This is a genomic window from Halovulum marinum (genome assembly GCF_009697225.1).
Taxonomy (GTDB): Bacteria; Pseudomonadota; Alphaproteobacteria; order Rhodobacterales; family Rhodobacteraceae; genus Halovulum; species Halovulum marinum.
The window spans coordinates 1-15,680 of the sequence record NZ_WIND01000011.1 but is presented as its reverse complement, the minus strand read 5'-3'; the positions used below and the strand labels follow the sequence as shown (position 1 = coordinate 15,680).

General features: G+C 69.9%; 13 protein-coding genes. 3 read left to right on the top strand and 10 right to left on the bottom strand.

Going from position 1 to position 15,680, the window contains the following annotated elements; translation table 11 throughout:
* Positions 1 to 11: 11 nt before the first annotated feature.
* The 5 genes from GE300_RS13595 to GE300_RS13575 form a co-directional block, all read right to left on the bottom strand.
* Positions 12 to 1,262: a lipid II flippase MurJ gene (locus tag GE300_RS13595; RefSeq protein ID WP_154447116.1), complete on the bottom strand. Its 1,251-nt coding sequence runs from the start codon at positions 1,260 to 1,262 to the stop codon at positions 12 to 14.
* 11 nt (positions 1,263 to 1,273) lie between these two features.
* Positions 1,274 to 2,458 (bottom strand): methionine adenosyltransferase, encoded by a 1,185-nt coding sequence (metK, locus tag GE300_RS13590; RefSeq protein WP_154447115.1) that lies wholly within the window; start codon positions 2,456 to 2,458, stop codon positions 1,274 to 1,276.
* Positions 2,459 to 2,534: 76 nt separating this feature from the next.
* The gene (locus GE300_RS13585) at positions 2,535 to 3,854 is read right to left on the bottom strand and encodes a mechanosensitive ion channel family protein (RefSeq protein WP_154447114.1); all 1,320 of its coding nucleotides are present in this window, start codon (positions 3,852 to 3,854) and stop codon (positions 2,535 to 2,537) included.
* 111 nt (positions 3,855 to 3,965) lie between these two features.
* On the bottom strand, positions 3,966 to 5,399 hold the full coding sequence (locus GE300_RS13580) for an NAD(P)(+) transhydrogenase (Re/Si-specific) subunit beta (RefSeq protein WP_154447113.1): 1,434 nt from the start codon (positions 5,397 to 5,399) through the stop codon (positions 3,966 to 3,968).
* A gap of 14 nt (positions 5,400 to 5,413) precedes the next feature.
* Positions 5,414 to 6,982 carry a Re/Si-specific NAD(P)(+) transhydrogenase subunit alpha gene (locus GE300_RS13575; protein ID WP_154447112.1) on the bottom strand — a complete coding sequence of 523 codons (1,569 nt, stop codon included), beginning with the start codon at positions 6,980 to 6,982 and terminating at the stop codon, positions 5,414 to 5,416.
* Positions 6,983 to 7,163: 181 nt separating this feature from the next.
* Between GE300_RS13575 and GE300_RS23045 the strand changes: the two genes are divergently transcribed.
* Entirely contained in the window at positions 7,164 to 7,319 is a 156-nt protein-coding gene (locus tag GE300_RS23045) for a hypothetical protein (protein WP_233417014.1), read from the top strand.
* A 6-nt stretch (positions 7,320 to 7,325) separates the two neighbouring features.
* Here the strand turns inward: GE300_RS23045 and fdhF are convergent, their stop codons facing one another.
* The 5 genes from fdhF to GE300_RS13550 form a co-directional block, all read right to left on the bottom strand.
* Positions 7,326 to 10,103 carry a formate dehydrogenase subunit alpha gene (fdhF, locus tag GE300_RS13570; protein WP_154447111.1) on the bottom strand — a complete coding sequence of 926 codons (2,778 nt, stop codon included), beginning with the start codon at positions 10,101 to 10,103 and terminating at the stop codon, positions 7,326 to 7,328.
* Positions 10,104 to 10,216: 113 nt separating this feature from the next.
* On the bottom strand, positions 10,217 to 11,326 hold the full coding sequence (locus tag GE300_RS13565) for an endonuclease/exonuclease/phosphatase family protein (RefSeq protein WP_154447110.1): 1,110 nt from the start codon (positions 11,324 to 11,326) through the stop codon (positions 10,217 to 10,219).
* Between the two features lie 84 nt (positions 11,327 to 11,410).
* Positions 11,411 to 12,022, bottom strand: coding sequence for a glutathione S-transferase (locus GE300_RS13560; RefSeq protein ID WP_154447201.1), 612 nt, complete (start codon positions 12,020 to 12,022; stop codon positions 11,411 to 11,413).
* A gap of 13 nt (positions 12,023 to 12,035) precedes the next feature.
* On the bottom strand, positions 12,036 to 12,326 hold the full coding sequence (locus tag GE300_RS13555; protein WP_154447109.1) for a hypothetical protein: 291 nt from the start codon (positions 12,324 to 12,326) through the stop codon (positions 12,036 to 12,038).
* A gap of 60 nt (positions 12,327 to 12,386) precedes the next feature.
* Entirely contained in the window at positions 12,387 to 13,004 is a 618-nt protein-coding gene (locus tag GE300_RS13550; protein WP_154447108.1) for an FMN-binding negative transcriptional regulator, read from the bottom strand.
* Between the two features lie 253 nt (positions 13,005 to 13,257).
* Here GE300_RS13550 and GE300_RS13545 point away from each other — a divergent pair, with 253 nt between their 5' ends.
* Both GE300_RS13545 and GE300_RS13540 read left to right on the top strand, forming a co-directional pair.
* Positions 13,258 to 14,910 (top strand): alpha-glucosidase, encoded by a 1,653-nt coding sequence (locus GE300_RS13545; RefSeq protein ID WP_233417013.1) that lies wholly within the window; start codon positions 13,258 to 13,260, stop codon positions 14,908 to 14,910.
* The gene (locus GE300_RS13540) at positions 14,907 to 15,584 is read left to right on the top strand and encodes a pseudouridine synthase (RefSeq protein WP_154447107.1); all 678 of its coding nucleotides are present in this window, start codon (positions 14,907 to 14,909) and stop codon (positions 15,582 to 15,584) included. The genes GE300_RS13545 and GE300_RS13540 overlap by 4 nt, the downstream gene beginning before the upstream one ends.
* The last annotated feature ends 96 nt before the right edge of the window (positions 15,585 to 15,680 follow it).

Genomic DNA, 15,680 nt, shown 5'->3' with positions numbered 1-15,680 from the left:
GCGGGCGCCGATCAACGCCGCCAGAGCGTCGCGGGCTCGGAGCGCAGGAAATTCAGCACACCGGTGACCGCGTGGAACAGCACGAAGCCGGGCAGGACCGCGCCCAGCGCCGCCACCGTACCGCCCAGCACCAGCCCGGCGGCGGTGTTCAGCATCACCGCGCCGGTGCGGCGGCGCGCGTTCAGCACCGCCGCTCCGTACAGCCCCAGCGCCGCGAACGGCAGCGCCCAGAACATCCAGCGCGCGACCTCGATCACCCGCCGCATGCCGTCCTCGCTCATCGCCCCGCGGTCATAGATCGCGCGCGCGATCGGCTCGCCCAGGATCTGCCCTGCGATGAGGACCGAGACCGCCAGCGCCAGCAGCGCGGCCAGCGTCCGGCGCATCAGCCGCGGCTCCTGTGCGGCGCTGTCGGCCAGGCGCGGCAGCAGCACCGTGACCAGCGGCGACAGCAGCAGGCCCACCGGCAGCTCGAACAACCGTAGCGCATAGGAAAAAGCCGCCAGCTCGCCGGGGCCGCTGGCGGCGGCCAGGGTGCGGAACAGCAGGTTGGCGACGAACACCAGGCCGATGGTCAGAACGCCGGCCGCGAACAGCCGCGGCAGCTCGGGCTCGGTCCCCGGCGGCGGTTTCAGCGCTGGGCGCAGCGGCGGACGGCCGATCGCCAGCACCAGCGCTGCGCGGGCCAGGGCGGCGGCCAGCAGGCCGAACGCCAGCAGCGTCACCACCCGGCCCGGCGCGCCGCCGGGCAGCAGCGCCAGGCACAGCACCGCGTTGTGCACGGCGACGCCCAGCCCGACCGCGAAGAACCGCCCCGAGACGTTCAGCCAGCTGCCCGTCACCCCGGACAGCGCCGCCACCGGCACCGCCAGCCCGGCCAGCGCCACCACCCAGGCCCACTCCGCCGCCACCGCCGCCGGCAGCGCCGGGGCCAGCACCGCGAACACCGCGCCCGGAAACAGCGCCACCGCGGCGCCCACAACGCAGGCGGCCGCCACCACCATTGTCGCGGCGATGCGGAACAGCGCCGGGCGGCGATCGCCCCGGGCCCGGCGCAGCGCCGGCACCAGCGCGGCGCTCAGCCCGCCCGAGAACAGCACCCCGACCAGGTAGTCGGGCAGGGTCAGCGCGACGATGGCGACCTCGGCCTCGGCGCTGGTGCCGAGGCGCGCGGCCAGCAGCATCTCGCGGGCAAAGCCCAGCAGCCGCCCCAGCATCAGCGCCGCGCTCAGCGCGGCCGATGCCTTCAGCAGCGGGGACACCGGGGGCCGGATCAGGCGCCGACCGCCGCCCTCAGCGCGTCGACCAGGTCGGTCTTCTCCCAGCTGAAGCCGCCGTCGGCGTCCGGTTCGCGGCCGAAGTGGCCATAGGCGGCGGTGCGCTGGTAGATCGGCCGGTTCAGGCCCAGGTGGGTGCGGATGCCGCGCGGGGTCAGCGACATCGATTCGCGGATCGCGGTCTCGATCCGGGCCGGGTCGACCTGCTCGGTGCCGTGGCCGTCGACATAGATCGACAGCGGCTCGGGCACGCCTATGGCATAGCTCAGCTGGATCGTGCACTTGCCGGCCAGACCGGCGGCGACGACGTTCTTCGCCAGGTAGCGCGCCGCGTAGGCGGCCGAACGGTCGACCTTGGTCGGATCCTTGCCCGAGAACGCGCCGCCGCCGTGCGGCGCGGCGCCGCCATAGGTGTCGACGATGATCTTGCGCCCGGTCAGCCCGGCGTCGCCGTCGGGGCCGCCGATCACGAACCGCCCTGTCGGGTTGATGTGCCAGATCGTCTTGGCGTCCAGCCAGGCCTCGGGCAGCACCTCGCGGATGTAGGGCTCGGTCAGCGCGCGCACGTCGTCCGAGGTCATGTTCGGGTCGACGTGCTGCGTCGACAGCACCAGCGTGTGCACGCGCGCCGGCTTGCCGTCGCGGTATTCCACGGTCAGCTGCGACTTGGCGTCGGGGCCAAGCTGCGCCGCCTCGCCGGAATGGCGCACGTCGGACAGGCGCTTGAGGATCTTGTGGGCGTAGAGGATCGGCGCCGGCATCAGCTCGGGCGTCTCGTCGGTGGCGAAGCCGAACATGATGCCCTGATCGCCCGCGCCCTCGTCCTTGTTGTCCGAGGCGTCGACGCCCATGGCGATGTCCCGGCTCTGCTCGTGCACATAGCAGTCGATCGAGCAGGTGCGGAAGTGGAAGCCCTTCTGCCGGTAGCCGATGCGCTGGATCACGTCGCGCGCCTTGGCGCTGATCTCCTCGGGGGTGACGGCGTTGTCTTCCGAGATCTTCACCTCGCCCAGCAGCACCACCTTGTTGGTGGTGGCGGCGGCCTCGACGGCGACCCGCGCCTCGGGCTCGCGCGCCAGGATCATGTCGATCACCGCGTCCGAAATCTGGTCGCAGACCTTGTCCGGATGCCCTTCCGAAACCGATTCCGAGGTGAACAGGTACTTGTCGCGATGACTCATGAACTTCCTTGCCTTTCGCGCTGGCTGCGGCCCGTGTTCCCGATAGCGGCGAATGGCTCCTGTCGCAAGAGAGGCGTCAGCCGGTGGCGGGCGATTCGGCGCCCGGCAGCGCCTGCGGATTGCGGATCTCCACGTCCCGGCGCGGGAACGGGATCTCGATCCCGTCGCGTTTCAGCGCGTCCCACAGCGCCAGGAACACGTCGCCGCGCACGTTGGTCAGCCCGGCGGCCGGGTCCTCGATCCAGAACCGCAGGATGAAATCGACCGAGCTGTCGCCGAAGCCGACGATGTGGCACACCGGCGCCGGGCTTGCCACCACCCGGCGCACCGTCGCCGCCGCCTCGCGCGCCAGCGCGCGCACCGCGTGCGGATCGCTGTCGTAGGAAACGCCGAAATGGATGTCCAGCCGCACCAGGTTGCTGGAGTGGGTCCAGTTCACCACCTGCGTGGTGATCAGGTCCTCGTTCGGGATCAGGTATTCGCGCCCGTCGCGGGTGATGACGGCGACGAAACGCGCGTTCAGCTCGGTCACCCAGCCGAAGGTGTCGCCCAGGCTGATCACGTCGCCGGGCTTGATCGACCGGTCCAGCAGCACGATCACCCCCGACACCAGGTTCGACACCACCTTCTGCAGGCCGAAACCAAGTCCCAGGCCGATCGCGCCCGACAGCACCGTCAGCGAGGTCAGATCGAAGCCGATGATGTTCAGCGCCATGATCACCGCCAGCACGAACAGCGCGATCGTCAGCAGCTTGCCGGCCAGCACCCGCAGCGACGGCGACAGGTCCTCGCTGCGGGCCATGCGGCGCTCGGCCATGCGGCTGAGCATGCCGGCGCCTGCGATCAGCAGCCCCATGGTCACCGCCGCCTTCAGCACCAGCAGCAGCGACACCCGGGTCTCGCCCAGGGTGATCGCGGCGCCGTCCAGCGCCGCCTCGGCGTCCGCGCGCAGGCCCAGCACCTCCAGCGTCACCCAGGCCCAGGCGCCCCAGCGCACCACCGCGCGCAGCGCCGGGTTGCGGATCAGCCGGGTGGCGATGCCGATCAGCAGCCAGGCCAGCGCCAGCGTCGCGACGATGCCGATCAGATACGACCGGCTCGGCCAGGTGACCTCGCGTATGATCCAGTAGGCGGTCCACAGCAGCACCGTCACCAGGATCAGCCGGGTCCGGCGCAGCACCACCACGATGATGCGCAGCTGCCAGGTCCGCAGCCCCTCGCGCGCGCGCGCCCACGCCTCGGCGCGCGGCCTGACGACGAAGGACAGCAGCTGTCCGGCGGCGATCAGCGCCAGCACGATCAGCACCTGATAGAAGCGCCAGGGATTCTGGAACGACTGGACGAACGTGGTCAGCTCGACGATCCACGGCCTCAGCCAGTCGTAGATCTCCTGCATGGGCGCAACCTCCGGTCGCGCCAGTGTTTCCGCTGCCGGGGTGCTTGTCCAGCGCAGCAACGGAAAAGGGGCGCCGCGGCGGGCGCCCCTCGGGTCCGGAGTTCGGCGGCGTCAGCCCAGCTTCTGCAGCAGGGCGTCGACGCTGGCCTTGGCGTCGCCGTAGAACATGCGCGTGTTCTCCTTGTAGAACAGCGGGTTCTCGATGCCGGAATAGCCGGTGCCCTGGCCGCGCTTGGACACGAACACCTTCTTCGCCTTCCACACCTCGAGCACCGGCATCCCGGCGATGGGGGAATTCGGATCCTCCTGCGCCGCCGGGTTCACGATATCGTTCGAGCCGATGACGATGGCGACGTCGGTCGAGGGGAAATCCGCGTTGATCTCGTCCATCTCCAGCACGATGTCGTAGGGCACCTTGGCCTCGGCCAGCAGCACGTTCATGTGCCCCGGCAGACGCCCGGCGACGGGATGGATGGCGAAGCGCACCTCCTTGCCGGCGGCGCGCAGCTTCCGGGTCAGCTCGCTGACGCCGTGCTGCGCCTGCGCCACCGCCATGCCGTAGCCGGGGATGATGATCACGCTGTCGGCCTCGTCCAGCGCCTCGGCCACGCCGTCGGCGTCGATGGCGATCTGCTCGCCCTCGATCGCGGCGGCGGGGCCCGAGGCGCCGCCGAAGCCGCCCAGGATCACGCTGACGAAGTGCCGGTTCATCGCCTTGCACATGATGTACGACAGGATCGCACCGGACGAGCCGACCAGCGCGCCGACCACGATCAGCAGGTCGTTGCCGAGGCTGAAGCCGATCGCCGCCGCCGCCCAGCCGGAATAGCTGTTCAGCATCGACACCACCACCGGCATGTCGGCGCCGCCGATGCCCATGATCAGGTGATAGCCGATGAACAGCGCCGCCAGCGTCATCAGGAACAGCGGGAAGAAGCCGCCCGAGTTGAAGTACCAGATCAGGCACAGCAGCGAGACGATGGCCGCGCCCAGGTTCAGCATGTGCCCGCCGGGCAGCTTGGTCGCGGCGCTGGTCAGCTTGCCGGCCAGCTTGCCGTAGGCGACCACCGAGCCGGTGAAGGTCACCGCGCCGATGAACACGCCGAGGAACAGCTCGACCCGCAGGATGTTGACCTCGACCGTGGTTTTGTCCGCCAGCAGCTCGGCAAAGCCGTGCAGCCCGGCGCGCGCCGCCGGGTCCATTGCCAGCACGCGGCCCAGCTCGAAATGCGCGTTGAAGCCGACGAACACCGCCGCCAGACCGACCAGCGAGTGCATCGCCGCGACCAGTTGCGGCATCCCGGTCATCTCGACCTTCTGCGCGACGTAGACGCCGATCGCGCCGCCCGCCGCCAGCAGCACCAGCGACAGCAGCCACAGCCCCGCGCCGGGGCCGATCAGCGTCGCGAACACCGCCAGCGCCATGCCGGCGATGCCGTACCAGACCGCGCGCTTGGCGCTTTCCTGGCCCGACAACCCGCCCAGGCTGAGGATGAAGAGGACCGCCGCGACCACATAGGCCGCCGTGGTGAATCCGAATTCCATGAGTGCGTTCCCCCTTACGACTTCTGGAACATGGCGAGCATGCGCCGCGTCACCATGAAGCCGCCGAAGATGTTGATCCCGGTCATGAACACCGACAGCGACGCCAGCAGGATCACCAGGAACGAGCCCGAGCCGATCTGCATCAGCGCGCCGAGGATGATGATCGACGAGATCGCGTTGGTGACCGCCATCAGCGGCGTGTGCAGCGAGTGGCTGACGTTCCAGATCACCTGGAAGCCGACGAAGACCGCCAGCACGAAGACGATGAAGTGCTGCATGAAGCTGGCCGGCGCGACCAGCCCGACGCCCAGCAGCAGCGCCGCGCCGACCGCGATCAGCGTCACCTGGTTGCGGGTCTGCCGCTTGAATGCGGCGACTTCGGCGGCGGCCTTCTCCTCGACCGTCAGTTCCTTCTTCTTCGGCGGCGCCTTGGCGATCGCCTGCGTCTTCGGCGGCGGCGGCGGGAAGGTGATCTCGCCGGCGTTCACCACCGTGGCGCCGCGGATCACGTCGTCTTCCATGTTCATGACCGGGGTGCCGTCTTTTTCCGGCGTCAGGTCATCGAGCATGTGCCGCAGGTTGGTCGAATACAGGGTCGAGCTCTGCGTCGCCATCCGGCTGGGGAAGTCGGTGTAGCCGATGATCGTCACGTCGTTGTCGGTGACGATCTTCTCGTCCGGAACGGTCAGGTCGCAGTTGCCGCCGCGCTCGGCGGCCAGGTCGACCACGACCGAGCCCGGCTTCATCATCTTCACCATGTCCTCGGTCCACAGCTTCGGCGCGGGCCGGCCGGGGATCAGCGCGGTGGTGATGACGATGTCGATGTCCGGGGCCAATTCGCGGAACTTCTCAAGCTGCTTCTCGCGGAACTCGGGGGACGAGGGAGCGGCATAGCCGCCCGTCGCGGCGCTGTCCTGGCTGCTTTCCTCGAAATCGAGATAGACGAACTCGGCGCCCATCGATTCGATCTGCTCGGCCACTTCGGGGCGCACGTCGAAGGCGTAGGTGATCGCGCCCAGCGACACCGAGGTGCCGGTGGCCGCAAGGCCGGCGACGCCCGCGCCGACGACCAGCACCTTGGCCGGGGGCACCTTGCCCGCGGCGGTGATCTGGCCGGTGAAGAACCGCCCGAAGTTGTTGCCCGCCTCGATCACCGCGCGATAGCCGGCGATGTTCGCCATCGAGGACAGCGCGTCCATCTTCTGCGCACGAGAGATGCGCGGCACCATGTCCATGGCGATGGCGTTGACGCCCTTGCCCTTCAGCGTCTCCAGCAGCGCCTCGTTCTGCGCCGGCCAGATGAAGCTGATCAGAGTCTGGCCCTCGCGCAGCAGCTCCAGCTCGTCGCCCTCGGGGGCGCGGACCTTCAGCACGATGTCGGCGGCGGCGTACAGCGCCTCGGCGCCGTCCAGCACCTCGACCCCGGCCTCGCGGTAGGTGTCGTCGCCGAAGCGCGCCCTTTCGCCGGCACCGGCCTCCATGACGACGTCATAGCCCAGCTTCTTCAGCTGCGCCGCGCTTTGCGGTGTCAGCGCGACACGGGCCTCTCCCTCCAAGCGTTCTCTCGGGGCTCCGATCTTCATGCGGCGCGAGCTCCTTCCGGTGTGACCATGATTGCCCCTTGCCCGGAAGCGGGTGGGGGATTCGGCGCGAAATATCCCGTTTACGCGGCGGAAAGTCCATCGCGCGTTGGTTACCGATCGGTAGGTTGCTGTTCTGGCGGCCACAGTGTCGCGCCGCCGGGCCCTGTGCTAGCCTGCCGCGATGGATCCGCTGACGCTTGTCTACTATGCCGCGGTGTGCGGCGCGCTCGGCGCTTACGCCCCCCGGATGGGCGGCCTGGTGGTGCGGCTGGGCATCGGCGCCATCGTCGGCCTGGTGGCGGCGACCGCGCTGCCGCTGGTGCGGGCGGCGTTCTGAGCGGGCCTATTCCGCCGCCAGGCTTCCTGCCACCGGCTCCACCCTCGCCGCCGCGAACTTGAACTCGGGGATCTTGCCGAACGGGTCCAGCTGCGGGTTGGTCAGCACGTTGGCGGCACTTTCGACGAAGGCGAAGGGCAGGAACACGGTGTCCTCGCTGACCGCGCGGTCGGCGCGCACCGCGACCTCGACGCTGCCGCGGCGGGTGGTCAGGCGCACCAGGTCGCCCGGCTGCAGACCCTTGGCGCGCAGCGTGCGCGGGTGCAGCGTGCAGAACGCCTGCGGCTCCACCGCGTCCAGCACGCCCGAGCGGCGGGTCATCGAGCCGGTGTGCCAGTGCTCCAGCACCCGGCCGGTGATCAGGATCATCGGGTAGTCCGCGTCCGGCACCTCGGCCGGGGGCGTGACCTGCGCCGGCGTCAGCTTCGCGCGGCCGCCCTCGCGCGGGAAGCCGTCGCCGAAGACCACCGCCGCGCCGGGCCGGTCGGGGGCTGGGCAGGGATAGGTCACGGCATCCTCGGCCTCCAGCCGCTCCCAGGTGATGTTGTCGAGCGACTTCATCGAAGCCTTCATCTCGGCGAAGACCTCGCGCGGGTGGTCGTAGGTCCAGTCCAGCCCCAGCCGCCGCGCCAGCGCCACGGTGATCGCCCAGTCCTCGCGCGCCTGTCCGGGCGCGGTCAGCGCGGGTCGGCCCATCTGCACCTGCCGGTTGGTGTTGGTGACGGTGCCGGTCTTTTCCGGCCAGGCCGAGGCGGGCAGGATCACGTCGGCGTAGTTCGCGGTCTCGGTCAGGAAGATGTCCTGCACCACCATGTGGTCCAGCCTGGCCAGCGCGGCGCGGGCGTGATCCACGTCCGGGTCGGACATCGCCGGGTTCTCGCCCAGGATGTACATGCCGCGGATCTCGCCGCGGTCGATCGCGTCGATGATCTCGACCACGGTCAGGCCCGGCCGGGGATCGACCTGCGGGCCGCCCCAGATCCCGGCGAACATGTCGCGGACCTGCACGTTCGAGACCGACTGGTAGTCCGGCAGGAACATCGGGATCAGCCCGGCGTCAGAGGCGCCCTGCACGTTGTTCTGCCCCCGCAGCGGGTGCAGCCCCGTGCCCGGCCGCCCGACATGCCCGCAGAGCAGCGCAAGGCTGATCAGGCAGCGCGAGTTGTCGGTGCCGTGGATGTGCTGGCTGATGCCCATGCCCCAGAAGATCATCCCCGCCCGCGCGCCCGCGAACTTGCGGGCGACGGTGCGGATGGTGTCGGCGTCGATGCCGCACAGCTCGGCCATCTTCTCGGGCGCGAAGTCGCGGATATGGGCGGCGAAGGCGTCGAACCCCTCGGTGAAGCCGTCGACGTATTGCCGGTCGTGCAGCCCTTCCTCGACGATCACATGCATGATCGCGTTCAGCAGCGCCACGTCGGTGCCGGGCCGGAATTGCAGCATGTGCGTCGCGTGCCGCTTCAGCCCCTGGCCGCGCGGGTCCATGACGACCAGTTCGCCGCCGCGCTTGGCGAACTGCTTGAAATAGGTCGCGGCGACCGGGTGGTTCTCGACCGGGTTGGCGCCGATGACGATGGCGATGTCGGCGTTCTCGATCTCGTTGAAGGTGGCGGTGACGGCACCCGAGCCGACGTTCTCCATCAGCGCGGCGACGGAGCTCGCGTGGCACAGCCGGGTGCAGTGATCGACGTTGTTGTGCCCGAAGCCCTGGCGGATCAATTTCTGGAACAGGTAGGCTTCCTCGTTCGAGCACTTGGCGCTGCCGAAACCCGCGACCGAGGCGCCGCCGTGCGCCTGCCGCAGCCCGGCCAGACCGCCGGCGGCGGCATCCAGCGCCTCGTCCCAGGTGGCCTGGCGGAAATGTGTCCAGGGGTTCGCCGGATCGACGTTCAGCCCCTTGGCGGGTGCATCGTCGCGACGGATCAGCGGCACGGTCAGCCGGTGCGGGTGCGCGACGTAGTCGAAGCCGAAGCGGCCCTTCACGCACAGCCGGTTTTCATTCGCGGGACCGTTCGCGCCGTCCACCCGCACGATGCGCTCGTCCTTGATCTTGAACGAGACCTGGCAGCCGACGCCGCAATAGGGGCAGACCGACGCCACCTCGCGGTCGAAATCGCCGCTGTCGCCGTGCCGCGCCGCGTCGATCTGCGTTGCGGGCATCAGCGCGCCGGTGGGGCAGGCCTGCACGCATTCGCCGCAGGCGACGCAACTGCTGCTGCCCATCGGGTCGGCCATGTCGAACACGATCCGCGCGTCGCGCCCGCGCCCGGCCATGCCGATCACGTCGTTGACCTGCACCTCGCGGCAGGCGCGGACGCAGAGGTTGCAGTGGATGCAGGCATCCAGGTTCACCCGCATCGCGACGTGGCTGTCGTCCAGCAGCGGCACCCGCTCGGGCTCGACCGCCGGGAAGCGGCTGGCGGTCACCTGTGTCGCGTCGGCCATGTCCCAGAAATGCGAACTGGCGTCGCGCGCCTGGTCCCGCGCCGGCTGGTCGGCCATCAGCATCTCGACCACCAGCGCCCGGGCCTTGCGGGCGCGGGCGCTTGCGCTGCGCACCTCCATTCCCTCGGTCGGCTGCCGGATGCAGCTTGCCGCCAGCACCCGTTCGCCGTCGATCTCGACCATGCAGGCGCGGCAGTTGCCGTCGGGTCGATAGCCGGGCGCGTCCTTGTGGCACAGATGCGGGATCGTGGTGCCCGCGCGCCTGGCCACCTGCCAGATCGTCTCGCCCGGCGCGGCGGTCACGTCGCGGCCGTCCAGGGTGAAGGTGATCTCGGTCATGGCGCGCTCCGGGCTGTCATGGCGCAGAATACACCATGTCGGCGGCCAGAGTTAAATGCGGGAACCGACCGACGCAGGCAGGTTTGCGTCGCGGATCGGAAACGCGCGCCCGTTCAGGTCACGTCGATTTCCGCCGGCATCGGGTTCCAGTCGAAATACGCCCGCACCAGCCCGTGGTCCGAGGCGCCCTCGGCCTCGAACGCGGCGCGGTTCAGGTGGTCGTTCACCACCTCCATCTCGCGGAACGACCAGTGCCGCTTGCGCGAATGGTCGTAGAACTCCTCGGACACCAGGATGTGGTCCAGGCTCTCGCGCTTGTGCTTGTAGATGTGGGTGTAATAGACGTGCCGCATCGAGCGGTACTGCTGCAGCCGCTCGACCGAGTAGAGCCCCTTGTCCGAACTCAGCCCGGCGCGGCTTTTCTGGATCACACGGTAGCTGGGCTGGTCCGAGATCAGCTCGTTCGTCACCGACAGCGTGTCGTCGTTCAGATCGCCCAGGATCACCGTGGGCGAGATCGCGTTCTCGTCCTCGGACCGCATCACCGCGTCCAGCAGCGCGCGCAGCGCCCCGGCCTCCATCACCCGGCGGATGTGGGCGACGGCGGACTTGGTGATCTCGGGGTAGGTCTGCAGCGCCAGCGGGCGCGGGTGCGCGAACGACAGCCGCGCCGGCCCCTTGGATTTCAGGTGCGCGACGTAGACCGAGACCGCCGGCGGCTTCGGCGAGGTGCCCTCGGACTGGATCCGGGCATGCAGGATCGGCCGCGAGAATTCGTTGATCGTGATGGTGATCACTTCCTCGGCGCCGTCGGTCTCGCGCAGCCGGTCGAAGCGGAAGTCGGCGGGGAAGTCCGCGATCCAGTCGGCGCCGGGCAGCAGTTGCGGCGCGCCGTGGCGGTCGCGGCGCACCGCCAGCGCCACCTGCGGGCGGCCCCTGCCCGGCGCGTCGCGGGCCACCAGGTCGTAGTCGCCGTCCAGCCCCGCGGCCCGGAACACGTCGCCCAGCGCGCGCGCCGACCACAGTTCCTGAAAGCCGATCGCCTCGGCGTCCAGCCGGCGCAGCTGCCCGGCGGTCCAGGCGATCTTGCGCTGGTATGCGGCGCGGCCCTCGGCGGTATCGGGAAACGGCGGCGTGGTGGAATAGGTCAGCCCGCCCGGCACCTGCAGGTTCAGCAGGTTGACGCTCGCGAAGCTCAGATCGCGCATGTTGCTGACAGGCATGGCCGCCTCCCTCCGGTTCCCGCCGCCGCATCATAACGCGGGGCGGGGCACGGGACTGTGACGGCTGTCAGCCTGGCGCGCGGGTCAGTAGGCGCTGGGCTCGGTGTAGACCATGCTGTCGCGGCGCGCGAACTCGGCGTACCATTCGGCCAGCGCCGGGTGGCCGTCGCGCCAGCCGCGCCCCTCGTGGCGCAGGTCCAGGTAGCCCAGCGCGCAGCCGAGCGCCAGCGCGCCGGCGTCCAGCGGGCCGCGCAGCGACGGCATCCACAGCGTCTCGAGCGCGTCCAGCGCGCGCGCGATCTTCGCCCACTGCGCCTCGACCCAGTCCGGGTCCTGTTTCTCGAACGCGCGCGAACGGGTCTCGTAGACCATCAGCACGGCGGCGTCGTTGATGCCGTCGGCCAGCGATTCCAGGGTCAGCGTCTCCCACAGCCGGGGCGGGTCGGGGTACAGCCGGCCGCCGCCCAGATGGTCGAGATAGCGGCAGATCACCCGGCTGTCGTGCAGCGCCGGGCCGTCGGGACGCTCCAGCACCGGGATCTTGCCCAGCGGGTTGCGCTGCACCGGCATCGTGCCGGGCTCGGTCGGGTGGCCGGCGACCTGTTCCAGCGCGACCTCCTCTCCGAGGCCGCATTCCATCGCGACCACGCGCGCCTTGCGCGCGTACGGAGAGGCGGGGTTGTAGTAGAGCGTCAGCATCTCGGTCCCTTCAGTCGGCGCGGCGGACACGCAGTCGGCCCATACCGGCGATGTCGATTTCAAAGGCAGCCCCCTGCCCCAGCCGCACGGTGCGCGACAGCCGCGCGCCGGCGTGGGCGTTCGATTCGCTGTCCGAGCGGTCCATGGTCACGTCGACCCCCTCGGGCAGGTCGTCCAGCGCCCGCTCGCGCCAGACATGCTTGGGCGCGGGGCGGGCGCGGCGGTTGATGTACCAGGCTGCCGCGGCCACCGCGCCGAAGCGCAGCGCGGTGAAGGCGATCGGAGCAAGCGGAACGGCCATGACAAGATCCCTGTCCTGATGTCGCGCCGGACTGTACTGCCCTTGGCGCGCGCGGGCAAATCAAGCGGTCGGTGGCGGCCGCCGCATCAGCGCGGCCAGCGCCGCCAGTTCGGCGCCGGTGCCGTCGCAGATCCGCGCGGCCGCGCCCTGCCGGGCGTTATCTGGCTTGTTCTGGTTCAGCTTCCAGGTGCCCTCGACGGCGGTGACCCGCATCGCCACCGGCACGATCATCCGCCGCAGCCGGGTCAGCGCCTCGGGGTCCATCTTGGCCTCGGTCCACGGCGGCTTCGGCGCCAGCCGGGCCTCGAACTCGGCTGCCAGCCGCGCGGCGTGCGGCGGCAGGTCCGCGGGCGGCAGCGCCGCCAGCCGGCCGCGCAGGTGCACCGCGACGTAGTTCCAGGTCGGCACCTGGTCCGGCAGCCCGTACCAGTCGGGCGAGACATAGCCGTCCGGCCCCGAGACCACCACCAGCGCCTGCGCCGGCAGCGCCCGCAGCACCGGGTTCGAGCGCACCAGGTGCGCCTCCCAGCGCTGGCCGTCCGCGCTCAGCACGAAGGGCACATGCGCCGCCAGCGGGCCGTCCGGCCCCGCCACCGTCAACACGCCGAACCCCCGCGCCCGGGCGAAGGCCAGGTTGTGCGCGGCGTCCTGTCGGCGGAACGCGGAATTCGGGTGCATGCGGCGATTCCCTTCCGGCCCGGTTGCGCTCGAAGCCCGAAGAATGCATGCCGCGCGTAACAAGTCGACGCCAAAAGTGACGCAAATCGCGCACACAATCGGCATGTTTGCCTGCTAGGCGGTCGTATGGCGCGCCGGGCGGCTGTAAATTGCCCGGTCAAGCGGTCGCCGCTTGACCCGGCCCGAAGCAGGAGTCACCTAGCGGCCGCAAAGCAGCAAGGCCGAAGCCGCCGTCGATGCAGGGACGCAGCCGATGAACATCTCGATGCCTGTCGAAGAACATGCCAGACTGAAGCCCGACGCCGACTGGTGGCGCGGCGCGGTCATCTACCAGATCTATCCGCGCTCGTTCCAGGATTCGAACGGCGACGGCATCGGCGACCTGTCGGGCATCATCCACCGGCTGCCCTATGTCGCCAGCCTCGGGGTGGACGCGATCTGGATCTCGCCGTTCTTCACCTCGCCGATGCTGGATTTCGGCTATGACGTGTCCGATTACCGCAATGTCGACCCGATGTTCGGCACGCTGGGCGACTTCGACGCGCTGGTCGAGCGCGCGCACGAGCTCGGCCTGCGGGTGATGATCGACCTGGTGCTCAGCCACACCTCGATGGACCACGTCTGGTTCCAGGAAAGCCGCTCGTCGCGGGACAACCCCAAGGCCAACTGGTACGTCTGGGCCGATCCCAGGCCCGACGGCACGCCGCCGAACAACTGGCTGTCGATCTTCGGCGGCTCGGCCTGGCAGTGGGACGGCGAGCGGCGGCAGTACTACCTGCACAACTTCCTGGTGCAGCAGCCGGACCTGAACTTCCACGAGCCGCAGGTGCAGGACGAGGTGCTGGACGTGGCCCGCTTCTGGCTGGACCGCGGCGTCGACGGCTTCCGCCTGGACACGATCAACTTCTACGTCCACGACGACGAGCTGCGCGACAACCCCGCGCTCGAGGAAGGCAGCCGCAACGCCTCGATCGCGCCGGACGTGAACCCCTACAACTACCAGAACCATCTCTACGACAAGAACCAGCCCGAGAACCTGGTGTTCCTGGAACGCTTCCGCGCGCTGATGGACAGCTTCACCGACATCGCCGTGGTGGGCGAGGTCGGCGAGGCGCAGATCGGGCTGCAGATCGTCGCCGACTACACCCGCGGCGACGACCGCGTGCACATGTGCTACGCCTTCGACTTCCTCGGCCCCGACCGGGTGAACGGCACCCGCGCGGCGCGGGTGCTGCGCGATTTCGACGCCGTCGCCCCCGACGGCTGGCAGTGCTACGCGCTGTCGAACCACGACACCGTGCGCATGCCCAGCCGCTGGAACCTCGAGGACAAGGGCATCCGCGCGCATGTCGCGTTCCTGTTCTGCCTGAAGGGCTCGGTCTGCCTCTACCAGGGCGAGGAGCTGGGCCTGACCGAGGCCTATGTGCCCTACGAGGATCTGCAGGATCCCTACGGCAAGGCGTTCTGGCCCAAGTTCAAGGGCCGCGACGGTTCCCGCACGCCGATGCCCTGGGTCGCCGACGGGCCGCAGGGCGGCTTTTCGGACCACAAGCCCTGGCTGCCGATGGCGATGGAGCATCTGCCCAAGGCGGTGGCGCGGCAGGACGAGGACAGCGAAAGCCTGCTGAACTGGTACCGCGACATCATCGCCCTGCGCCGGATGCGCCCAGTGCTGCAGAAGGGCACGATCGAGGTGATCGAGGCCACCGACGCGGTGATCAGCTTCGTGCGCCGCCTCGACGGCCACGCGCCGATGTTCTGCGCCTTCAACTTCACCGGCGGCAGCCACCAGGTGACGCTGCCCCGCGGCGAATGGGCCTGGCTCGAGGGGCTGGGATTCTTCCCGCAGCGCCAGGGCCGGACGGTGACGCTGCCGCCCTACCAGGTGTTCCTGGCCGAGGGATGACGGCGGCGCCCGGCCTGCTGCCCTCGGGCCCGCCCTATGCGCCGCCGCGCGCGCCGCTGCGCGTGGTGTTCGCCGATTCGCACCTGGTCGTGGTCGCCAAGCCGTCCGGGCTGCTGTCGGTGCCGGGCAAGGACCCGGGCCTGGCCGACTGCCTGGAGACGCGGGTCCGCGCCCGGTTCCGCGACGCGCTGCTGCTGCACCGGCTCGACATGGACACCTCGGGGCTGATGATCTTCGCCCGCAACCGCCCGGCGCAGCGCCTGATTGCCCGCCAGTTCGAGCAGCGCCGCGTCGGCAAGACCTACATCGCCCGTGTCTGGGGCGCGCCGTCGGAAGATGCCGGCCGCATCGACCTGCCGCTGACCTGCGACTGGCCGCGCCGCCCGCTGCAGATGGTCTGCCGGCAGACCGGCAAGCCCTCGGTCACCGACTGGCAGGTGATCGCCCGCGAGGGGCCGCTGACCCGGCTCCGGGTCACGCCGCAGACCGGGCGCTCGCACCAGATCCGGGTGCACCTGCTCAGCCTCGGCCTGCCGATCGCCGGCGACCGCTTCTATGCCAGCGGCCCGGCGCTGGCCGCCGCCGACCGGCTGCAGCTGCACGCCGAAACGCTGACCCTGCGCCATCCGGAAACCAACCGCCCGGTCAGCTTCACCGCCCCGGCGCCGTTCTAGCCCCGGCTTCCACTTCTCCGAAGGGTCTATTCCAGCTCAGCGTCTGAGTGGGTTCATTCTGCACGATCTGAGGAGGATCTTGTAGAGATCCTGATC

What these genes read in the sequence shown, in the direction of transcription:
- GE300_RS13580 (WP_154447113.1), bottom strand. Translation starts at nt 5,399, where the DNA reads ATGGAATTCGGATTCACCACGGCGGCCTATGTGGTCGCGGCGGTCCTC.
- metK (WP_154447115.1), bottom strand. Translation starts at nt 2,458, where the DNA reads ATGAGTCATCGCGACAAGTACCTGTTCACCTCGGAATCGGTTTCGGAA.
- GE300_RS13565 (WP_154447110.1), bottom strand. Translation starts at nt 11,326, where the DNA reads ATGCCTGTCAGCAACATGCGCGATCTGAGCTTCGCGAGCGTCAACCTG.
- GE300_RS13540 (WP_154447107.1), top strand. Translation starts at nt 14,907, where the DNA reads ATGACGGCGGCGCCCGGCCTGCTGCCCTCGGGCCCGCCCTATGCGCCG.
- GE300_RS13555 (WP_154447109.1), bottom strand. Translation starts at nt 12,326, where the DNA reads ATGGCCGTTCCGCTTGCTCCGATCGCCTTCACCGCGCTGCGCTTCGGC.
- GE300_RS13575 (WP_154447112.1), bottom strand. Translation starts at nt 6,982, where the DNA reads ATGAAGATCGGAGCCCCGAGAGAACGCTTGGAGGGAGAGGCCCGTGTC.
- GE300_RS23045 (WP_233417014.1), top strand. Translation starts at nt 7,164, where the DNA reads ATGGATCCGCTGACGCTTGTCTACTATGCCGCGGTGTGCGGCGCGCTC.
- GE300_RS13585 (WP_154447114.1), bottom strand. Translation starts at nt 3,854, where the DNA reads ATGCAGGAGATCTACGACTGGCTGAGGCCGTGGATCGTCGAGCTGACC.
- GE300_RS13550 (WP_154447108.1), bottom strand. Translation starts at nt 13,004, where the DNA reads ATGCACCCGAATTCCGCGTTCCGCCGACAGGACGCCGCGCACAACCTG.
- GE300_RS13545 (WP_233417013.1), top strand. Translation starts at nt 13,258, where the DNA reads ATGAACATCTCGATGCCTGTCGAAGAACATGCCAGACTGAAGCCCGAC.
- fdhF (WP_154447111.1), bottom strand. Translation starts at nt 10,103, where the DNA reads ATGACCGAGATCACCTTCACCCTGGACGGCCGCGACGTGACCGCCGCG.